The sequence below is a fragment of the Rhodanobacter sp. KK11 genome (assembly GCF_033345435.1).
In the GTDB taxonomy this organism is placed as follows: domain Bacteria; phylum Pseudomonadota; class Gammaproteobacteria; order Xanthomonadales; family Rhodanobacteraceae; genus Rhodanobacter.
The window spans coordinates 253,115-271,021 of sequence record NZ_JAWPMI010000003.1; the positions used below are offsets into that span (position 1 = coordinate 253,115).

Annotated in this window: 16 protein-coding genes; 12 read left to right on the forward strand and 4 right to left on the reverse strand. The window is 66.9% G+C overall.

Annotation, left to right across the window (positions count from 1 at the left end; translation table 11 throughout):
• The first annotated feature begins 44 nt into the window (after positions 1 to 44).
• Both R5H19_RS09070 and R5H19_RS09075 read left to right on the forward strand, forming a co-directional pair.
• Positions 45 to 476, forward strand: coding sequence for a type II toxin-antitoxin system RatA family toxin (locus R5H19_RS09070; RefSeq protein ID WP_318158664.1), 432 nt, complete (start codon positions 45 to 47; stop codon positions 474 to 476).
• Positions 469 to 747, forward strand: coding sequence for an RnfH family protein (locus R5H19_RS09075; RefSeq protein ID WP_318158665.1), 279 nt, complete (start codon positions 469 to 471; stop codon positions 745 to 747). Before R5H19_RS09070 ends, R5H19_RS09075 begins: the two co-directional genes overlap by 8 nt.
• A gap of 15 nt (positions 748 to 762) precedes the next feature.
• Here the strand turns inward: R5H19_RS09075 and bamE are convergent, their stop codons facing one another.
• Positions 763 to 1,230, reverse strand: coding sequence for an outer membrane protein assembly factor BamE (gene bamE / locus R5H19_RS09080; protein WP_318158666.1), 468 nt, complete (start codon positions 1,228 to 1,230; stop codon positions 763 to 765).
• 75 nt (positions 1,231 to 1,305) lie between these two features.
• Here bamE and fur point away from each other — a divergent pair, with 75 nt between their 5' ends.
• The gene (fur, locus tag R5H19_RS09085) at positions 1,306 to 1,728 is read left to right on the forward strand and encodes a ferric iron uptake transcriptional regulator (RefSeq protein ID WP_318158667.1); all 423 of its coding nucleotides are present in this window, start codon (positions 1,306 to 1,308) and stop codon (positions 1,726 to 1,728) included.
• A 306-nt stretch (positions 1,729 to 2,034) separates the two neighbouring features.
• Here fur and R5H19_RS09090 read toward each other — a convergent pair whose 3' ends face one another.
• Positions 2,035 to 3,627 (reverse strand): MASE1 domain-containing protein, encoded by a 1,593-nt coding sequence (locus R5H19_RS09090; RefSeq protein ID WP_318158668.1) that lies wholly within the window; start codon positions 3,625 to 3,627, stop codon positions 2,035 to 2,037.
• Positions 3,628 to 3,717: 90 nt separating this feature from the next.
• Between R5H19_RS09090 and R5H19_RS09095 the strand changes: the two genes are divergently transcribed.
• Positions 3,718 to 4,353: a response regulator transcription factor gene (locus tag R5H19_RS09095; RefSeq protein WP_318158669.1), complete on the forward strand. Its 636-nt coding sequence runs from the start codon at positions 3,718 to 3,720 to the stop codon at positions 4,351 to 4,353.
• A gap of 12 nt (positions 4,354 to 4,365) precedes the next feature.
• Here the strand turns inward: R5H19_RS09095 and recN are convergent, their stop codons facing one another.
• Complete coding sequence (gene recN / locus R5H19_RS09100; RefSeq protein ID WP_318158670.1) at positions 4,366 to 6,039, reverse strand: DNA repair protein RecN; 1,674 nt, start codon at positions 6,037 to 6,039, stop codon at positions 4,366 to 4,368.
• 120 nt (positions 6,040 to 6,159) lie between these two features.
• On the opposite strand from recN, the gene hrcA reads away from it, so the two are divergent.
• From hrcA to dapB, 5 genes are all read left to right on the forward strand, one after another.
• Positions 6,160 to 7,230 (forward strand): heat-inducible transcriptional repressor HrcA, encoded by a 1,071-nt coding sequence (gene hrcA / locus R5H19_RS09105; RefSeq protein WP_318158671.1) that lies wholly within the window; start codon positions 6,160 to 6,162, stop codon positions 7,228 to 7,230.
• 79 nt (positions 7,231 to 7,309) lie between these two features.
• Positions 7,310 to 7,843 carry a nucleotide exchange factor GrpE gene (gene grpE / locus R5H19_RS09110; protein ID WP_318158672.1) on the forward strand — a complete coding sequence of 178 codons (534 nt, stop codon included), beginning with the start codon at positions 7,310 to 7,312 and terminating at the stop codon, positions 7,841 to 7,843.
• Between the two features lie 152 nt (positions 7,844 to 7,995).
• On the forward strand, positions 7,996 to 9,912 hold the full coding sequence (gene dnaK / locus R5H19_RS09115; protein WP_318158673.1) for a molecular chaperone DnaK: 1,917 nt from the start codon (positions 7,996 to 7,998) through the stop codon (positions 9,910 to 9,912).
• Positions 9,913 to 10,023: 111 nt separating this feature from the next.
• The gene (gene dnaJ, locus R5H19_RS09120; protein ID WP_318158674.1) at positions 10,024 to 11,148 is read left to right on the forward strand and encodes a molecular chaperone DnaJ; all 1,125 of its coding nucleotides are present in this window, start codon (positions 10,024 to 10,026) and stop codon (positions 11,146 to 11,148) included.
• Positions 11,149 to 11,197: 49 nt separating this feature from the next.
• Positions 11,198 to 11,998, forward strand: a complete 801-nt coding sequence (gene dapB / locus R5H19_RS09125) for a 4-hydroxy-tetrahydrodipicolinate reductase (protein WP_318158675.1) — start codon at positions 11,198 to 11,200, stop codon at positions 11,996 to 11,998.
• An 81-nt stretch (positions 11,999 to 12,079) separates the two neighbouring features.
• Here the strand turns inward: dapB and R5H19_RS09130 are convergent, their stop codons facing one another.
• Entirely contained in the window at positions 12,080 to 12,775 is a 696-nt protein-coding gene (locus R5H19_RS09130) for a 2OG-Fe(II) oxygenase (RefSeq protein WP_318158676.1), read from the reverse strand.
• A gap of 214 nt (positions 12,776 to 12,989) precedes the next feature.
• Between R5H19_RS09130 and carA the strand changes: the two genes are divergently transcribed.
• The 3 genes from carA to greA are packed head-to-tail and all read left to right on the forward strand — an operon-like array spanning position 12,990 to position 17,819.
• Positions 12,990 to 14,126 (forward strand): glutamine-hydrolyzing carbamoyl-phosphate synthase small subunit, encoded by a 1,137-nt coding sequence (carA, locus tag R5H19_RS09135; RefSeq protein WP_318158677.1) that lies wholly within the window; start codon positions 12,990 to 12,992, stop codon positions 14,124 to 14,126.
• Positions 14,119 to 17,346 carry a carbamoyl-phosphate synthase large subunit gene (gene carB / locus R5H19_RS09140; protein WP_318158678.1) on the forward strand — a complete coding sequence of 1,076 codons (3,228 nt, stop codon included), beginning with the start codon at positions 14,119 to 14,121 and terminating at the stop codon, positions 17,344 to 17,346. Before carA ends, carB begins: the two co-directional genes overlap by 8 nt.
• Positions 17,343 to 17,819, forward strand: coding sequence for a transcription elongation factor GreA (gene greA, locus R5H19_RS09145; RefSeq protein WP_318158679.1), 477 nt, complete (start codon positions 17,343 to 17,345; stop codon positions 17,817 to 17,819). The genes carB and greA overlap by 4 nt, the downstream gene beginning before the upstream one ends.
• Positions 17,820 to 17,907: the final 88 nt, after the last annotated feature.

The window sequence follows — 17,907 nt, forward strand, 5'->3', positions numbered from 1 at the left end:
GATCTTCGCATTCATGGATGAATGCACAAGCCCAAGAGGTTGCCGTGATCGAAATCCGCCGCAGTGCACTGGTGAAGTATTCGCCGGCGCAGATGTTCGAGCTGGTCAACGAAGTTGAAGCATACCCAAAGCGCTTCACCTGGTGTGCCGGTGCCGAGATCATCGGACGCAGCGACGACGTGCTGGTGGCGCGACTGGACCTGAAGTTCGCCGGATTCCATCAGAGTTTCACCACGCGCAACACGCTCGACCCGCCGCGGCGCCTGCGGATGGATCTGGTCGATGGTCCGTTCCGCAGCCTCGAAGGCGTGTGGAATTTCATCGCGCTGGGCGAAACCGGGTGCAAGGTCGCGTTCGAGCTGGATTTCGACTATGCCGGTCGGCTCGGCGGCGGCGCACTGAAACTGGGGTTCCAGGGACTGGCCGGGCGCATGGTGGGCGATTTCTGCCGCGAGGCCGAGCGGGTTTATGGCTGAACGCACGATCCGCGTCGAGGTGGTCTACGCTGGATCCGAGCAGGTGGTCCGGCGCCGGGTCGAGTTGGCCGTTGGCAGCACGGTGATGCAGGCGATCGCGGCCTCGGGAATGGTCGCCATGCTCCCAGGCGAGGCGATCGACCCATCGCGCCTGGGCATCTTCGCGCGGAAGGTGGGACCGGATCGGCCGGTGCGGGAAGGCGACCGAATCGAAATCTACCGACCGCTGGCACTTGACCCGATGGAGGCACGCCGCCGGCGCGCCCGCTGAGGGGATGCTGCCGGGTCAGTGGCCGTCGTTGCCATCCGGGTTGCCGCCCTGGCCAAAGCCGCCATTCTTCTTCTCGTCCGGGGACGTGTTCTTGTCGCCCTGGGTTTCGGTGGCCGGATAGCCGGCGTTGTACTTCTTGCTGTCCTTGACCAGTTGCTGGGCATCCTGCGCGAAGAAATCGCCCTCGGTGCGCACCAGGGTGTCGTTGTTGAAGGTCAGGGTGAACGTGCGCACTTTCATCGCGCCGCCCCGGTGCGACATGGTCGACACGTAATCCCAGCGGCTCTGGTCGAACGGCGTGTTGACCGAGGGGGTGCCCATCAGCACCAGTACCTGGCGCTTGGTCATGCCGGGCTTGAGCTGATCCACCGTTTTCTTGTCGAGCAGATTGCCTTGCTGCACGTCCGGTTTGTAGACGATGTGGCAGCCGGCGACGGAAAGCGCCAGCATGGCGAAAACCAGCAGGGTGATCAGCTTTTGCATGCGTGTTGCGTCCGGGTCGTGAGGGTGTCGGATGATACACTACCGGCCTGGAAACGCCGTGTGCGGGGGTGAATCATGGAACAGGAAACCAAAGAGTTGCGCAGGGTTGGTCTCAAGGTGACCCATCCGCGCATGCGCATCCTGCAAATCTTCGACGAAGAGGGCGCTCAGCACCTCACTGCCGAAGACGTCTACAAGAGGCTGCTTGCCCACCAGGAAGACATCGGCCTGGCCACGGTGTATCGCGTGCTGACCCAGTTCGAGGCGGCCGGTATCATCGTCAAGCACAATTTCGAAGGCGGTCAGGCTGTCTACGAACTCGATCGCGGCAAGCATCACGATCACATGATCGATGTGGACAGCGGGAACGTGATCGAGTTCGTCAGCGAGGAAATCGAGCGGCTGCAGCACGAGATCGCGGCGAAGCACGGCTACGTGATCGAAGATCACAGCCTGGTGCTGTACGTGCGGCCGAAGCAGCGCGCACGCAAGGACTGAGCCGCCACCCTGGCTGCAAAGTGCTGGCCGGCGCGGGAAGCGGCGTGCAGGCGGGCACAAAAAAGCCGCGGGGAGGACTCCTGTCCGCCCGCGGCTGCTCCCCTACCTGCCGATCGGCGGCGCGAATGGCTCGCTGTCGCCTTTTGACCATCGCCAGGTAGCGGCGAAACGGCATCCTGCCGTTGTTTCAGGGCCCCCGTCCCCACGGTGACCCTGATCCACCATCTTGCGATGGTGGCTCCCCCACATCGATGAAGCGATCCTAACGGGGGCTTCACGTTCCCGGTATCGGAAAAATTCCTAGTCCTACCGGCTGTTCTCGGTGGGATGGTTGTTGCTGCGCAACAGAATACGCAGATGAACGCCGGCAGGTGCCGGACGCAGGCGGAACTGCCCGCCAAGTGAGGTGACGCGGTCGCGCATGCCTTGCAGGCCGCGACCGCCCCGTGGCAGCCGGCTGGGCAGGCCGGTGCCGTCGTCGCGCAGATCGAGCAGGGCCACTGGGACGCCCTGGCGCTCGCCGATGCGCAGGCGCAGGCGGAACTCGCTGGCCTTGGCGTGCTTGACGGCATTGGTCGCGCTTTCCTGTACCAGCCGATAGATCGCGGTGCGGGTGTCGTCGTCCAGCAGGCGCGGATCGCCGTGCAGCTCGGTGCGGTAGGTCATCCCGGCGGCATTCAGCAGGTCGCGGATCGGGCCCTCGTCGAGGGCGCGCAGCAGGCCGAATTCGTCCAGCACGGCAGGGCGCAAATCGTCCAGCAGGCGATGCAGGGCCCGCCGCATGTGCGCGAGGATGGTATTGATCGAGGCGCTGATGTCCTCCATGCCGGCCTGGTGCAGGCGGGCCTGGGCCAGCTTCACGTGGGTCTGGATCGCGGTGATGTTCTGGCCCAGCTCGTCGTGCAGTTCGGCAGCCAGGTGCCGGCGCTGGTTCTCGTCGGCCTGCAGGTTGCCGCGGGCGGCATCGCGCAGTTGGTGGGCCAACTGGTCCAGCCGGCGGTTCACCGCGCCCAGATAGACGTTCTGCTCGGCGACCCGCTCGCTGCTCCGACGCAGCGCATCGGTGGCCGAGCCCAGCATCAGCGCACCCGTCCCGGCTACGGCCAGGAACAGGTAGGCCGCGGCGTTCGAAGGGGCATGGCCCAGGTGCTGATCGACCAGGGTCATGCCAAGGCTGGTGATGAGCATGGCCAGGCTGGCGCCGCGCCAACCGTGACGGAAGGCGAAGAACAACACCGGCGCCAGCGACAGCACGCGGGCGAATTGCGGCTGGGGAGCTGCCTGTTCGGACAGCACCAGCAGGATCGTCATGGAGGGCAGCATCACCAACAGCCCGTCCATGAACAGGCTGACCAGGGCTCGCTGCTCGATCCGGGTGCGCAGCAGCATGATCATCAGCGGCACGATCAGCAGGATGCCCAGATAGTGGCTGAGCAGTTCTTCGCCGAGCACGCGGATGATCAGTTCCGGCGAACTCGGCGTGCTGACCAGCGCCAGCAGGGCCGCATCGACGGCGGTGGTGGCGGTCACCACCAGCACCACGGAGAGCAGCAGGCGGGTCACTTCCTGCGGGCTGTGCAGGCTGGCGTGCAGGTTGAACCGCCGCAGCAACCACAGGCCGGCAGCCATCACCAGCGGCTCCGGCAGCTCGTCGACGGCGAAACCGACCCAGCCCTGCGGCAGGCCATGGGTCCAGCTGATACCGGCGGTGGCGACCAGCTCGGCACCCAGCAGCCAGCCCCAGTAACGAACCGGAGTGAGCAGCAGGGCACCGAAACGCAGACCGTAAGGCAACATCCAATACGGCTGCACCGTCAGCCACAGCAGCAGCCACAGCAGCAGGTAGCCGGCAGCGAGCAGGGGGCCGGAGTCGGGCAGGCGTAGGGGCTTCAGGCGCATGCGCGGATGTTACATGGGCACCCCCGGTCCTGCCGTCGGCGTGCCGGAGGGGAGGTGCGTGGCAGGGGAGTCCGTGTGTAAAGTAGCGGGATGTACAGCATCGTTCTGGTCGACGACCACGCCATCGTTCGCGAGGGTTTCAAGCGGCTGATCGAGATGGAGCCCGATCTCGACGTGGTAGCCGAGTGCCGCAGCGCCGACGATGCGGTCGAGGCGGTAAGCCACTGGCATCCCGACCTTGTCGCACTGGACCTCTCCCTGCCCGACGGCAGCGGCCTGCCGCTGATCGAACATCTGCTCAGCGTGCACGCGCAAACCCACGTCGTGGTGTTGAGCATGCACGACGGCGAACCGTACGTATCCGAGGCGCTGCGCCGCGGTGCCAGCGGTTACGTCACCAAGGGCGTGGCGCCGGAGGAACTGGTGGCGGGCCTTCGTGCGGTGATGCAGGGCGAGTGTTTCCTCAGCTCGGACTTGCGCCAGCGCCGGGCCGATCGCCCGGACGCGGCATTGGACCCGATCAACCGGCTGACCGCGCGCGAGCGCGAGGTATTCCTGCTGCTGGCCGGTGGCCGCGCCCCGAAACAGGTGGCGGCGGAACTGGGGATCGGGCAGAAGACGGTCTACATCCATCGCGCCAGCCTGATGGGCAAGCTGGGCGCCGGTTCGGAACTGGATCTGTACCGGATGGCCACCGAGCGCGGGATGCTGCCGCCGACTGGATGACCGGTCGCCGGATCAGGCGGTCTGCGCCCGCTCCAGCATCTGCTTCGCATGGGCCCGCGTCTCGCGGGTGATCTCTACGCCGCCCAGCATGCGCGCCAGTTCATCGCGGCGACCGGCAGCGTCGAGCCGTTCGATCTGCGTACGGGTGGAGTCGCCGTCGCTATGCTTGCTGACCTTGAGGTGCGCATGGCCCTGGGCGGCTACCTGCGGCAGATGGGTGACGCACAGCACCTGGCGCTGGGTGCCCAGCGCGCGCAGTTTCTGCCCGACCACTTCGGCGACCGCGCCGCCGATACCGGTATCGACCTCGTCGAAGATCATGCTGCCAATGGTGTCCTTGCCCAGCGTGGCGACCTCGATCGCCAGGCTGATGCGCGCCAGTTCGCCACCGGAGGCAACCTTGCGCAACGGGCGCGGCGGCTGGCCGGGGTTGGCGCTGACCAGCAGCTCGCAGCGTTCCCCGCCCTGCGGGTCCGGCTCGCCGCCGGCAGCCGGTTCCAGCTCGACGCGCAGCAGGCCACCGGCCATGCCCAGCTCGGCCATCAGCACGCTGACCTCGTCACCGAGCCGGGCGGCAGCGGCGGCGCGTGCTTCGCTGAGTCCGGCTGCTGCACGGGTGTACTCGTCCAGCAAGCGCTGGCGTTGTGCCGCCAGTCGTTCCAGCGCGTCACCGGCGCCTTCGAGCTCGGCCAATTCGGTTCGCAGGGCGGCCAGCCGGTCGTACAGCTCGGCCACCGGCAGTCGATGCCGGCGCGACAACTCGTGCAGGCGGGCCAGGTGGTTGTCGACCTCGGTATAGCGCTCCGGATCGAGGTCGACGTCCTGTGCATAGCGCGCCAGGCCGTCGGCAGCTTCGCCAAGCTGGATGTCAGCGTTGTCCAGCAGCTCCAGCAGCGGGTTCAGCGCGTCGTCGAGCGCGGCCAGTTTGCCGAGTTCGGTTTGTGCCCGGCCGAGTGCGCGGCGTAACGCGAATTCACTGTCGCCGTCGAGCAGCTCGACCACGCCTGCGGTACCTTCAGCCAGTCGGCCGGCATTGGCGAGGCGCTTGTGGTCCGCCTCCAGCTCGGCCAGTTCGGCGGGGGGCAGCGCCCATTTTTCCAATTCGTCGATTTCGTGGCGCAGCAGTTCGATGCGCTGGTCGCGATCGTCGCCGCCGCTGAGCTTGCGCATGTGCGCACCCAGCTCACGCCACTGCACTGCGCTGCCGCGCACTTGCGCCAGCAGGTCGTCGTGGCCGGCGTAGGCATCGAGCAGGGCCAACTGGTGCGGGCGCGACAGCAGCGCCTGATGTTCGTGCTGGCCGTGGATCTCGACCAGCAGTGCGGCCAGCTCGCCGAGCTGGCGGGCATTGGCCGGGCGGCCGTTGATCCAGGCCTTGGAGCTGCCTTCGGCGCGGATCACCCGGCGCAACTGGCAGCCGCCGTCCTCGTCCAGTTCCTCGCGTTGCAGCCAGTCGCGGGCTGCGGGCAGCTCGGCCAGGTCGAACTCGGCCGCCAGTTCGGCACGGTCGCTGCCGGCGCGCACCATGCCGCTGTCGGCGCGGGCGCCGGCCAGCAGCATCAAGGCGTCGACCAGCAGTGACTTGCCGGCGCCGGTCTCGCCGCTGACCACGGTCAGACCCGGGCCGAACGCGACCTCGGCGGCTTCGACGACGGCAAAGTGACGGACGTAGAGCGAGGTGAGCATGGGCAGGCTGCTGATGGAGTGACCGGATTGTAGCGGCAGCCCGGTGGCGCGACATGTTTCACTTGCAAGCTGCGCGCGCAGACCTTATTTCTGTCGGGTCTCAAGGATCGCTACAGCCGCATGATCAATCCGCATGGCCACGACCTCGATGCGCGTGCCCGCCGCCTGTTGCGCACGCTGATCGCCCAATACCTGGCCGATGGCGAGCCGGTCGGCTCGCGCACGCTATCGCGCTCATCCGGTCTGGACGTGAGTCCGGCGACGATCCGCAACATCATGGCCGACCTCGAGGACGCCGGCCTGGTCGCCTCGCCGCATACCTCGGCGGGTCGGGTGCCCACCCCGCGCGGCCTGCGTCTGTTCGTGGACAGCCTGATCGAACTGCAGCCGCTGCCGCAGGCGGAGATGGCGCGCCTGCAGCGCAAACTGCCGCCGGGGCCGACCACCACTCGCGACCTGCTCGGCAACGTGTCGACCCTGCTGTCGGCGATGACCCGCTTCGCCGGCGTGGTCACGGTGCCGCGCCAGGCCGATTTCCCGCTGCGCCACATCGACTTCGTGGCGCTGCCGGACGCACGGGTGCTGGTGATCCTGGTGTTCAGCGACAACCAGGTGCAGAACCGCATTGTGCAGCTGGCCAAGCCGCTGGGCGCACGCGAGCTGGAGCAGGCCGCCAACTACCTCAACAGCCATTTCGCCGGGCTGCGCGTGGACGACATCCGCGCCAGCCTGCTGGCCGAGGTGCGCACGGCCGGCAGCGAGCTGAACCGGATGCTGGCCAGCACGGTGGAGCTGGCCACTGCCTCGTTCGCGCCGTCGGCCAGTGGCCCAAGCGGCCCGGACGTGCTGGTCAGCGGGCAGACCAACCTGATGGGCTACGCCGAGCTGGCCGACCTGCAGCGCCTGCGCGAACTGTTCGAGGCGTTCCAGCAGAAGAACGAATTGCTGCAACTGATGGAAGTCTGCGCCCGCGCGCCGGGGGTGCGGCTGTTCATCGGCGAGGAATCCGGCTTCACCGCCCTCGACGGCTGCAGCGTGGTGACCGCCAGTTACGGCGCACAGGGACGCGTGCTGGGCGCGGTCGGCGTGATCGGCCCGACCCGGATGGCCTACGAACGGGTGATCCCGGTGGTGCAGGCCACCGCCGGATTGCTCAGCGACGCCTTGAATCGCGCTGCCACGACCCTATAACCGCCCCGGGAGCGGGATTTCTCGCGAATCTGGGCGGTCGGCGCGTGTGTCGGCCACGAAACTTTGTTTTGGAGTGAGCATGCAGAACAACGATCCGCAGTCGCCGGGCGAAACGCCGCTGCAGGGCCAGGGCGCCGAGTCGACGACCACCGAACTGGCAAGTCTGCAGGCGCGTGTGGCCGAGCTGGAAGCAAGCAACGCGGAGTTGCGCGAGACGGTGTTGCGAGAGCATGCAGAGCTGGAGAACCAGCGGCGCCGCCTTCACCGCGACCTGGAACAGGCCCGCCGCTTCGCCAACGAGAAACTGCTGAGCGAGCTGCTGCCGGTCTACGACGGTCTGGAGAGCGGGCTGGCGATCGAGGGCGGCGACTTTGCCTCGATGCGCGAAGGCCTCGTGCTGACCCTGAAGGCGTTGCTCAAGGTGGCCGAGAACCATGGCATGGCGCAGGTCGATCCGCAGGGCCAGCCGCTCGACCCGGAACGTCATCACGCGGTGAGCATGGTCGAGGCCCCGGGCCAGGCGCCGGGCACCGTGGTCAGCGTGCTGCAGAAGGGCTATGTGCTCAACGATCGCCTGCTGCGCCCGGCTCTGGTCGCGGTGGCAAAGGACTGAACGGCGGCGTCCGGGGCCGCCTGAACGGTGCGACGGCGGGCGCCGCGAAATCACATCGGGGGCCTTGCCGGCATTGAATCGCCAAGGCCGGGCCCCATCTGGAAACCGGTGCGGCCGCGGGGGCCGCAAAAAAAATTTCGGAGATCGCACACATGGGCAAGATCATCGGCATCGACCTGGGCACGACCAACTCCTGCGTGTCCGTGATGGACGGCAGCACGACCAAGGTCATCGAGAACTCGGAAGGCGATCGCACCACGCCCTCCATCGTCGCCTTCACCAAGGACGGCGAAGTGCTGGTGGGCGCCTCGGCCAAGCGCCAGAGCGTGACCAACCCGAAGAACACCTTCTATGCGGTGAAGCGCCTGATCGGCCGCAAGTTCACCGATGCCGAGGTGCAGAAAGACCTGCACATCGTGCCTTATGGTGTCGTTGCTCATGACAACGGCGATGCCTGGGTGCAGACCTCCGACGGCAAGAAGATGGCGCCGCAGGAAATCTCCGCCAAGGTGCTGATGAAGATGAAGAAGACCGCCGAGGACTACCTCGGCGAGACGATCACCGAGGCGGTGATCACGGTGCCGGCGTACTTCAACGACAGCCAGCGCCAGGCGACCAAGGACGCCGGCAAGATCGCCGGCCTGGAAGTCAAGCGCATCATCAACGAGCCGACCGCGGCCGCGCTGGCCTATGGCTTGGACAAGAAGGGCGGCGACCGCAAGATCGCGGTTTACGACCTGGGCGGCGGCACCTTCGACGTGTCGATCATCGAGATCGCCGAAGTCGACGGCGAGAAGCAGTTCGAGGTGCTGGCCACCAACGGCGACACCTTCCTCGGCGGCGAGGACTTCGACATGCGCGTCATCGACTACCTGGTCGAGGAATTCCAGAAGGAGCAGGGCATCGACCTGCGCAAGGACCCGCTCGCGCTGCAGCGCCTGAAGGACGCCGCCGAGCGCGCCAAGATCGAGCTGTCCTCGAATCACCAGACCGACGTGAACCTGCCGTACGTGACGGCCGACGCGTCCGGTCCGAAGCACCTCAACATCAAGCTGACCCGGGCCAAGCTCGAGGCGCTGGTCGAGGACCTGGTCAAGCGCACCATCGAGCCCTGCCGCACTGCGTTGAATGACGCCGGCCTGCGTGTGTCCGACATCGACGACGTGATCCTGGTCGGCGGCCAGACCCGCATGCCGAAGGTGCAGGAGGCGGTGAAGGATTTCTTCGGCAAGGAGCCGCGCAAGGACGTCAATCCGGACGAGGCCGTCGCCGTGGGCGCGGCGATCCAGGGTGGCGTGCTGGGCGGTTCGGTCAAGGACGTGCTGCTGCTCGACGTCACCCCGCTGTCGCTCGGCATCGAGACCATGGGCGGCGTGATGACCAAGCTGATCGAGAAGAACACCACGGTGCCGACCAAGGCCTCGCAGACCTTCTCCACCGCCGACGACAACCAGACCGCAGTGACCGTGCACGTGCTGCAGGGCGAGCGCGAGCGCGCCAGCGCGAACAAGTCGCTGGGCAAGTTCGACCTGCAGGGCATCGAACCGGCGCCGCGCGGCATGCCGCAGATCGAAGTCACCTTCGACATCGACGCAAACGGCATCCTGCACGTGTCGGCCAAGGACAAGAAGACCGGCAAGGAGCAGAAGATCGAGATCAAGGCCGGCTCGGGCCTGTCCGAGGAGGAGATCGCGCGGATGGTCGCCGACGCCGAGGCGAACAAGGAAGAAGACAAGAAGTTCCACGAACTGGTGGCCACGCGCAACAAGGCCGACCAGCTGGTGCACGCCACCCGCAGCGCGCTGAAGGAGCACGGCGGCAAGGTGCCGGCCGACCAGCTCAGCAGCATCGAGGGCGCGTTGTCCGACCTGGAGAAGGTCAAGGATAGCGACGACAAGGCGGCGATCGAGGCCAAGGTCGAGAAGCTGGAGCAGGTGGCGCAGGCGCTGTATGCGGCCGCGCAGGGCGGCCAGGCCGATGCTGGCGCGCAGTCGGCACCGGGCGGTTCTGCTCAGCCGGACGACGTGGTCGACGCCGAGTTCACCGAAGTGAAGGACAACAAGCAATAATCACCGGCCGTCAGCGGTACGGCCGATCGACCAGCCCGCGCCAGGCAAACTCCCGGCGCGGGCTGTTTTGCTGGATGGGGCAGGGGCGTGACAAGCAGTGTGGATGCATGAATGAGCAAGCGTGACTACTACGAAGTGCTGGGCGTCGAGCGCAGCGCCAGCGAAGCCGAGCTGAAGAAATCCTTTCGCCGGCTGGCGATGAAATACCATCCGGACCGCTGCCCGGACGATCCCACCGCGCAGGACAAGTTCAAGGAGGCCAAGGAGGCCTACGAAGTCCTGTCCGACGCTTCGAAGCGCGCGATGTACGACCAGCATGGCCATGCCGCTTTCGAGAACGGCATGGGCGGTCGCGGTGGCGCCGGCTTCGGTGACATGGGCGACATTTTCGGCGACATTTTCGGTGACATCTTCGGCCGCGGCGGCGGGCGTGGCCGCCCGCGGCGCGGCGCCGACCTGCGCTACATCATCGAGCTGAACCTGGAGGAGGCCGTGTTCGGCGTCAGCCGGCAGATCGAGGTGCCGACCCAGGTCAACTGCCACCATTGCAACGGCAGCGGCTCGGAGGACGGCAAGGTCAGCAAGTGCAAGACCTGCCACGGCCACGGTCAGGTGCGCATGCAGAACGGCATCTTCTCGATCCAGCAGGCCTGCCCGCATTGCGGCGGCAGCGGCCAGGCGATCGAAAGGCCGTGCCGGAAGTGTCATGGCGAGGGCCGCCTGGAAGAAACCCGCACGCTGTCGGTGCAGATCCCCGAGGGCGTCGACAACGGGGACCGCATCCGCCTCTCCGGCCAGGGCGAGGCCGGCCCGGCCGGTGCGCCGGCCGGCGACCTGTACGTGGAGGTGCGCGTGCGCGAACACGACATCTTCCAGCGCGACGGCAACGACCTGTACTGCGAATTGCCGATCCGTTTTTCGCAGGCGGCGCTCGGTGCCGAGCTGCCGGTGCCGACGCTGGAAGGCGAAGTGCCGATCAGCATTCCGCCGGAAACGCAGACCGGCACCCAGTTCCGTCTGCGCGGCCGCGGCGTGAAGTCGGTCCGCAGCAGCCGCCACGGCGACCTGATTTGCCGCGTGGTGGTGGAGACGCCGGTACGCCTGACCAGGCAGCAGCGCGAGCTGCTGGAGTCCCTGGAGGCCACCTTCGCCGGCAGCGACGCCGGCAAGCACACGCCGCGCGCCAAGGGCTGGGTCGACGGCGTGAAAAAATTCTGGTCCAGGGTCACCGCGTAGGCTTCGCTGCGCGGTTAGCATGTACGGCCCGACCACTGGAACGCCGCCGATGCCCCGTCCTCTTCGCCTCGCCCTGAACGGCGCCTCCGGTCGCATGGGGCACGCATTGCTCGACCTGCTTGGTGCGGACGCAGGCATCGAGCTGGTGCATGCGGTGGTCGCGCCGGGCTCGGTCCACGACGGCCAGCCGGTACCCGGCCTCGCGACGGGTTCTCTGCACTATGCGCACGACTGGACACTGGCGCCGCCGATCGATGTCATCGTCGACTTCAGCAATCCGGCTGCGCTGGCACGGGCGCTCGATCATTGCCTGGCGCACGGCACGGCCCTGGTCAGCGGGACCACCGGCATCGACGCAGCACTCGAAACACGCCTGGCCGATGCCGCCCGCCACATCGCGATCCTGCGCGCTGCCAATTTCAGCCTCGGCGTGGCGGTGTTGACGCGCCTGCTGCGCGAAGCGGCGGCGGCCCTGCCGGACTGGGATCTGGAAATCGTCGAGGCGCACCACGGCCGCAAGCAGGACGCACCGTCCGGTACTGCGCTGGCGCTCGGCCGGGCGGCAGCGGCGGCACGCGACACCGTGCTGGAAACGACGGCGACATACCACCGCGAAGGCCACACCGGCGAGCGTGCCGAGGGCAGCATCGGCTTCGCCGTGGTGCGCGGGGGCGACATAGTCGGCGAGCACACGGCCATGCTGATCGGGCAGGGCGAACGGCTGGAGCTGGCACATCGCGCCACCGACCGGTCGATCTTCGCGCGCGGCGCCCTGTACGCGGCGCGCTGGCTGACAGGCCGGCCGGCCGGCCGGTGGCAACTGGACGACGTGATCGCCACGTTGCCCTGAGCCGGTCTCGAAAGATCGCGCGTTGACGGCGACGAGCGGTGGGGCAGTTGTCGCGCGTGGCCAGGTCGTCGCGGGGCAGGCTCAGTCGGGGTGCGAGGCGTTGCGGCCGCGCCCGGCACCGAGCTTGGCATCCAGACGGCCGAATAGCTTCTTGAATGCGCGCGAGAACTTGCCGCGTTTGGTCTTGCGCAGCTTCTCTTCTTCGCTGGTCAGCCAGGCCACCTGGATCACCCGTCGTTCGCCCTCGTAGGGCAGGTGGCCATGAAAGGAGTTTTCGCAACGCTTGAACACGGCGAACTCGCCGTAGAGCGGCGCCAGCTCGGGAACCACCACGCTGTCGATGTCGTCGATCTTGTGCAGGAAACGCAGGCAGCCGTCGCTGGTGTCCGGCCATTGCGGATTCAGGTAGATCAACGCGGTGGCCACCTTGGACCTGCTGTCGGTATGGATGGTGCCGTGGCGCTTGTTGAGCAGGCGACAAAGCGTCACCAGGGTCGGGTACTGGTCGAGCTGGTCGATGCCCAGGCGCTGGCCGATGGCGCGGGCGAACGCCGGCGCTGTCATGTTCTCGATCAGCGTATTGATGCTGGGGCCGCACTCGGCCGGGTCGTAGGGGAAGAAGCCGGCGCTGACATAGCGGGGGAAGTCGCGATCCAGCTCATCACGCGCCTCGTCCGGCAGCTGCCCGTGCGCCATCATGAACGGGAAGGGCTGGTGCTGAACCGTGGTATCCGGACGATCGAGGCGGGCGGGATCGAGCAGGACGGCGGCACTCATGGGGCATCGGACTCCGGCGAAATGTCGCCTAGTGTAGCGCCGCTCGATCGGGGCAAACGGCCTCGAATGCGCAATATTCACGTTCCGTAAGGTGGACAGAAACGGCCCCGCCGCCTATCATTTCCACCCGCCCGAATTTCTTTCCCTGTCAAGTTCCACAAGCCGGCAATCCTGCGGCTTGCGGACTTCGCTGTATCCAAAAGGCGGTTACCCGATGCCTATTTCTGCCCTGCTGGCCCTCGAAGACGGCAGCGTGTTTCACGGTCACGCCGTCGGCGCCCTTGGCGAAACCGTCGGCGAGGTGGTCTTCAACACCGCGATGACCGGCTACCAGGAGATCCTCACCGATCCTTCCTACGCGCGCCAGATCGTCACGCTGACCTATCCGCACATCGGCAGCACCGGCGTCAACGCCGAGGACGTGGAGTCCACCGCCGTGCACGCAGCCGGCCTGATCGTGCGCGACGTGCCGCGCCGGGCCAGCAACTGGCGCAGCACCGAAAGCCTGCCCGACTACCTGAAGCGTCACGGCACGGTCGCGATCGCCGGCATCGACACTCGCCGGTTGACCCGCATCCTGCGCGACAAGGGCGCGCTCGCCGGCTGCATCGTGGCAGGTGAGCAAGTCGACGCCGATGCGGCGCTGGCCAGGGCACGCGCGTTCCCCGGCCTGAACGGCATGGACCTGGCCAAGGTGGTCAGCACCGTCAAGCCGTATGCGTGGAACCAGGGCGTGTACGACCTCGATCGTGCTTCATTCAACCAGCCCGCGCTGCGCTTCAAGGTGGTCGCCTACGATTTCGGCACCAAGCTCAACATCCTGCGCCTGTTGGCCGAGCAGGGCTGCGAGATCACCGTGGTGCCGGCACAGACGCCCGCCGCCGAGGTGCTCGCCATGAAGCCCGATGGCGTATTCCTCTCCAATGGCCCCGGCGATCCGGCGGCCTGCGATTACGCCGTCGCGGCGACCCGGCAATTCCTCGACGCGAAGATCCCGCTGTTCGGCATCTGCCTCGGCCACCAGTTGATGGGCCTTGCGCTGGGCGGCAAGACGCTGAAGATGAAGTTCGGCCACCACGGCGCCAACCATCCGGTGAAGGACCTGGACGACGGCCGCGTGCTGATCACCAGCCAGAACCACGGCTTCGCGGTGGACCCGGCCACACTGCCGGCGCACGCGCGTGTCACGCACGTCTCGCTGTTCGACGGCTCGCTGCAGGGTTTCGCGCTGACCGACCGCCCGGCGTTCTGCTTCCAGGGGCACCCCGAGGCGAGCCCCGGCCCGCACGATATCGGCTATCTGTTCCAACGTTTTGCCGCACTGATGCAGGAGGCCCGCACGCATGCCTAAGCGTACCGACATCAAGAGCATCCTCATCATCGGCGCTGGCCCGATCGTGATCGGCCAGGCCTGCGAGTTCGACTACTCCGGTGCGCAGGCGTGCAAGGCGCTGAAGGAAGAGGGCTACCGGGTGATCCTGGTGAACTCCAATCCGGCCACCATCATGACCGACCCGGATACCGCCGACGCGGTCTACATCGAGCCGATCAACTGGCAGACGGTAGAGCGCATCATCGCCAAGGAACGTCCGGACGCGGTGCTGCCCACGATGGGCGGACAGACCGCGCTGAACTGCGCACTGGATCTGGCCGACCACGGCGTGCTGGAGAAGTACGACGTCGAGCTGATCGGTGCCAAGCGCGACGCCATCCGCATGGCCGAGGACCGCGAGTTGTTCAAGCACGCCATGACCGAGATCGGGCTGGAAAGCCCGAAGTCGGACGTGGCCAAGAGCTTCGAGCACGCAGTGCGGATCCAGACGCAGCTCGGTTTCCCCGTGATCATCCGTCCCAGCTTCACGCTGGGCGGCACCGGCGGCGGCATCGCCTACAACAAGGAAGAGTTCGAGACCATCGTCAAGCGCGGCCTCGAAATGTCGCCCACGCACGAGGTGCTGATCGACGAATCGGTGCTGGGCTGGAAGGAATTCGAGATGGAGGTGGTCCGCGACACCGCGGACAACTGCATCATCATCTGCGCCATCGAGAACCTCGACCCGATGGGCGTGCACACCGGCGACTCGATCACGGTGGCCCCGGCGCAGACGCTCACCGACAAGGAATACCAGCGCCTGCGTGATGCCTCGATCGCGGTGCTGCGCAAGATCGGCGTGGATACCGGCGGCTCCAACGTGCAGTTCGGCATCAACCCCGCCGACGGCCGCGTGGTGGTGATCGAGATGAACCCGCGCGTGTCGCGCTCCTCGGCACTGGCGTCGAAGGCCACCGGCTTCCCGATCGCCAAGGTCGCCGCCAAGCTGGCCGTGGGCTACACGCTCGACGAGCTCAAGAACGACATCACCGGCGGCAGGACGCCAGCCTCGTTCGAGCCGTCCATCGACTACGTGGTCACCAAGATTCCGCGCTTTGCCTTCGAGAAGTTTCCGCGTGCCGACGCGCGCCTCACCACCCAGATGAAATCGGTGGGCGAGGTGATGGCCATTGGCCGCACGTTCGCCGAGTCGCTGCAGAAGGCGCTGCGCGGGTTGGAAACGGGCAAGACCGGCTTGAACCCCACCGGACTCGATATCGGCACGGAAGAAGGCCTGGCCACCCTGAAACGCGAGCTGCGCGAGCCGCGTCCCGATCGCGTGTTCCATCTTGCCGATGCATTCCGCGCCGGGTTGTCGCTGGAAGAGGTGCACGAGCTCAGCCGGGTCGACCCGTGGTTTCTCGCCGCATTCGAGGACATCGTTCTCGCCGAGGGTGAGGTCAAGGCGCAGGGCATCGCTGCACTGGACGCCCCGCGCATGCGCGCGCTCAAGCGCATGGGCTTCTCCGACGCGCGCCTGGCCGAGCTGACCAGCTCCGACGAGGCGGCCGTGCGCCACTTGCGCCGCACCCTGGGCGTGCGCCCGGTGTACAAGCGGGTGGACTCGTGCGCTGCCGAATTCGCCACCACCACGGCCTACATGTACTCGACCTACGAGGAAGAGTGCGAGGCCCACCCCACCGACCGTGAGAAGATCATCGTGCTCGGCGGCGGCCCCAACCGCATCGGCCAGGGCATCGAGTTCGACTACTGCTGCGTGCACGCGGCGCTGGCGCTGCGCCAGGATGGCTATGAAACCATCATGGTCAACTGCAACCCGGAAACCGTCTCCACCGACTACGACACTTCCGACCGCCTGTACTTCGAGCCGCTGACGCTGGAGGACGTGCTGGAGATCGTCGATCTCGAAAAGCCCAAGGGCGTGATCGTGCAGTATGGTGGCCAGACCCCGCTGAAGCTCGCGCGGGCCCTGGAAGCTGCCGGCGTGCCGATCATCGGCACCAGTCCCGATTCGATCGACCTGGCCGAGGATCGCGAGCGCTTCCAGCACATGATCGAGAAGCTGGGCCTGCGCCAGCCGCCGAACCGCACCGCGCGCAACGCCGACGAGGCGCTGGCGCTGGCGCGCGAGATCGGCTACCCGCTGGTGGTGCGCCCCAGCTACGTGCTCGGCGGTCGCGCGATGGAGGTGGTGTACGACGACGCCGACCTGTCGCGCTACATCCGCGAGGCGGTGCAGGTGTCGAACGATTCGCCGGTGCTGCTGGACCGCTTCCTCGACCACGCGGTCGAGGTGGACGTGGACGTCATCGCCGACGCCCAGGGCAACGTGCTGATCGGCGGCATCATGGAGCACATCGAAGAGGCCGGCGTGCACTCGGGCGATTCCTCCTGCTCGCTGCCGCCGTATTCGCTCAGCACCGAAGTGCAGGACGAACTGCGCCGCCAGGTTGCCGCGATGGCCAGGGAGCTCAAGGTGATCGGCCTGATGAATACCCAGTTCGCCATCCAGGGCGAGACAGTGTTCATCCTCGAGGTGAACCCGCGCGCTTCGCGCACGGTGCCGTTCGTTTCCAAGGCCACCGGCGTGGCGCTGGCCAAGATCGCTGCGCGCTGCATGGCCGGCAAGACGCTGGCCGAGCAGGGTGCCACGAAGGAAGTGATCCCCGCGTACTACTCGGTGAAGGAGGCGATCTTCCCCTTCATCAAGTTCCAGAACGTCGACCCCATCCTCGGTCCCGAGATGCGCTCCACTGGCGAGGTGATGGGCGTGGGCCGCAGCTTCGGCGCCGCGTTCGCGCGCGGCCACGATGCTGCCGGAATCAAGACGCCGCCGAAGGGCAAGGTGTTCGTGTCGGTGCGCGACGCCGACAAGGACCGCCTGCTGCCGGTGGCGCAGGACGTGCTGCGCCGCGGCTTCAGTCTGGTGGCCACTGGTGGTACCGCGGCCTATTTGCAGAGCCACGGTGTCGCCTGCGAGCGGATCAACAAGGTGCTCGAAGGCCGCCCGCACATCGTCGACCTGATCAAGAACGGCGAGATCGTCTATATCGTCAACACCACCGAGGGCAAGCAGGCGATCGCCGACTCGTTCTCGATCCGGCGCGAGGCGTTGCAGCATCGCGTCACGTACTCCACTACAGTGGCGGGCGCCCGCGCGCTCGTGCATTCGCTGGACTTCCACGGCGACGGTGAAGTACACAGCCTGCAGGAACTGCACAAGGAGCTCAGCGCATGAGTCGCGCCCCCATCACCAAGACCGGCGCCGAGCGCCTGCGCGCGGAACTGGAACGGCTGAAGTCGGTCGAGCGCCCGCGCATCATCGCGGCGATCGCCGAGGCCCGCGCCCACGGCGACCTCAAGGAGAACGCGGAGTATCACGCCGCACGCGAACTGCAGAGTTTCACCGAGGGCCGCATCGCCCAGCTCGAAGCCCTGCTGTCGACCGCCGAAGTGATCGACGTGGCCCGGCTCAATCCCGGCAAGCGCGTGGTGTTCGGCGCCACCGTCGACCTGGAGGACGAGGACAGCGGCAGCAGCGTGACTTACCAGATCGTCGGCGACTTGGAGGCGGACATCAAGCAGCGCCTGATCGCGGTGTCCTCGCCGATCGCCCGCGCGTTGATCGGCAAGAACGCCGGCGACAGCCTCGAGTTCACCGCACCGAACGGCGTCAAGCACTACGAGATTGTCGACGTCCGCTACGAATGACGGGTGCCCCGCGCCAGCAACGGCGGCACGCCCACTCGCCCACAAGAAAGGCCGCTTGCGCGGCCTTTTTCATGAGGTCGACAGGCTG